At 63.7% G+C, this 2,397-nt stretch carries 3 protein-coding genes; 1 reads left to right on the top strand and 2 read right to left on the bottom strand.

The features are described 5' to 3' along the window. The coding region (locus tag Y705_RS17430; protein WP_275450798.1) for an MFS transporter at window positions 1-861 on the bottom strand (861 nt) is incomplete at its 3' end. A 36-nt stretch (window positions 862-897) separates the two neighbouring features. Between Y705_RS17430 and Y705_RS17425 the strand changes: the two genes are divergently transcribed. Next, on the top strand, window positions 898-1,278 hold the full coding sequence (locus Y705_RS17425) for a GNAT family N-acetyltransferase (protein ID WP_081737784.1): 381 nt from the start codon (window positions 898-900) through the stop codon (window positions 1,276-1,278). Between the two features lie 243 nt (window positions 1,279-1,521). Here the strand turns inward: Y705_RS17425 and Y705_RS0104540 are convergent, their stop codons facing one another. Beyond that, on the bottom strand, window positions 1,522-2,250 hold the full coding sequence (locus tag Y705_RS0104540; RefSeq protein WP_026531987.1) for a GAF and ANTAR domain-containing protein: 729 nt from the start codon (window positions 2,248-2,250) through the stop codon (window positions 1,522-1,524). Window positions 2,251-2,397 lie beyond the last annotated feature (147 nt).

The raw sequence follows: 2,397 nt of genomic DNA, 5'->3' as shown, positions 1-2,397 counted from the left end.
AACGTCGGTATCGCCAGCTGCACGGGCTTCAAGAAGGGTCGGGAGTGCATTCGGTAGCCGGTTTCGGGTTGTGGTGACGCTGATGGTCGACAGTGCTGCGATGCCGAGGGCAACGCCGATCTGCTGTGCTGCGTTGAGCAGTGCTGAGGCGATTCCGGAGTCTTCCGGTCGGACGTCGGTGACGGCGGTGAGGGTCAGCGGTACGAAGCTCAGCCCGAAACCGACCGCGACGGCGAAAATTCCGACCATGAGGTGTTGGAAGTATCCGGAGGTCGGCGTGATGGTGGACAGCCACAGGATCGCGGCGGCGGAGATGAGAATTCCGGCGACTGCGACGGTGCGGGGGGCGAGCCGGACGACGAGTTTCGAGGCGATGCCGGCGGCGAGGATGATGCCGGCGCCGAAGGGCAGCCATGCCGTTCCGGTCCGGATGGGGTCGTACTCGAGGATGTGCTGCATGTAGAGGGTCAGCAGGTAAAAGGTGCCCATAGGCCCGAAGCTGATGAACAGCATGCCGAGGTAGGAGCCGGTGCGGTTACGGTCCCGGAATAAACGCAACGGCAGCATGGGGTCCGTGCGGCGGGATTCGACGACGACGAACGCGGGCAGCAGGACGGCGGCCGAAGCGAAGGCGATCAGTGTCATCGGGTCGGTCCAGCCCTGCTCGCCTCCGTGGATGATGGCGAAGACCAGGGCGGCGATCCCGCCGGTGCCGGTGACTGCGCCGGGCAGGTCGAGCCGGCCAGCGTGCCGGGGTGCATCCACGAGGATCCGGGTGCCGGCGAGCAGGGCGAGCCCGATAGGGATGTTGATGAAGAACACCCACCGCCAGCCCAGCGTTCCGGTCAATACTCCACCCAGCAGCAGGCCTAGTTACAGGGCGCTGTTCCTGCTTTCGTGTACGAATCCTTTTATCCGCAGGGCTGGATCACACGTCAGGTCGCCGATCTTTCCCGTGTGCTGGATGACGAGCCCGGGAGTGTGCAAGTAGCCCTCGAGGATGGCCAGGTCATTGGGTGGGAGGCCGTGCGGCTTCATCTCCAGGATCGGATGGGGGAGGTTTATGTGTTGGCGGTGGATCCGGATTATCAGCGCCGCGGTGTCGGTACAGCGTTGATGAATCATGCGTTCGAGAACATCCGAGCCGCCGGTATGGCCATGGTTGAGACCGGTGACGATCCGGGCCATGCGGCTTCGAGGGCCAGTTATGAGGCTGCAGGTTTCACGCGGTGGCCTGTCGCCCGGTACTTCAAGGACCTCACCAACGACCAGGCCTAGTTCTCACCCGTGGTGAAAATTGAGCTGCGGGTCGTCCACCTGTGGGCGGGTGGAGCCCGTTAGGAGTGAACTCAAAGCCGTCCACCTGTGGGAAAGCCGCAGTGCCGTGTGGTCTCTGATGGCAAGCCGTCGGCGTCGCGGCAGATGAGGGCGGTGTGCAGGAGGAATCCCGGGCAGCAAGGGACGCGCGTCAATTCCGGGATAGAAGATTCTGCAAGACCATCGACCTTCTGGTGGTGAATCTCAAGTGCTGAAGTGTGTTGTCGCTGGGGTGGTGCCGATGCTGGTGACGAGTTGCTCGGCCAGGGCTCGGAGTTTGATGTTCTGGCCGTTGGAGGCGCGTTGCAGGATTTCGATGGCTTCTTCCGGGGTGCACCGGTTCTGGGCGACGACGATGCCGACGGCGATGTCGATGTTGGTCCGCGATTCCATCGCCGCCTTCAGGTGGGTGGAGGCCCTCTCGTGGGCTGCCAGGCGCAACGCCAGCTGCAGGGTCAGGGCTATTTCGGCGGCATAGGTCTCGACCCGGTCAATGACTGATGGGGTGAACGCACCTGGTTCCCGGGCGTAGAGATTGACGGATACCCCGCCGTCCTCGCCGCGGAGCAGGGGCACGCCGAGCATCGAGTGGTAGCCCTGGTCCCGAACGGCGGCGAAGTATTGCGGCCACCGCGGGTCGGTGCGGGCGTCGGTGACGACGGTGGTGGTGCCGGTCCGGATGGCCTGCAGGCTCGGGCCTTCGCCGTGCCCGTATCGGACTTCATCGAGGGCGATGGCTTCGACGCTGCTGCTAGCGACCGTGGCCGCATGGTGTTCCCGCTTCATCATCACCCCGCACAACACCTCGACAGAACCCTCCAGCACGGTCGAGGTGTGCTCGGCGAATCCTTCCAGGAACAGCTCCAAGGTGCCGGAAGTGAGGATCAAGTGCTGCAGTGCCGCCACCGATCCGTCATCGAAATTCTCTCCCATGGGGACAGTCTAGGAGGTCACGATCGGATTAAGACGCCACCGGCGGTAGGCGGACCCTTGCCGTTCACCGCAACAGCACCGTTGGCCTCACTCAGGATTCACCTCGCCCGGACGAGGGGTGTGCGATACGCTCGAAAGGTAAGCTTG

Origin of the sequence: Arthrobacter sp. H41 (assembly GCF_000520535.1) — a bacterium.
GTDB lineage: Bacteria > Actinomycetota > Actinomycetes > Actinomycetales > Micrococcaceae > Arthrobacter_D.
The sequence above is the reverse complement of the archived record's forward strand: the minus strand, read 5'-3'. Positions and strand labels throughout refer to the sequence as shown.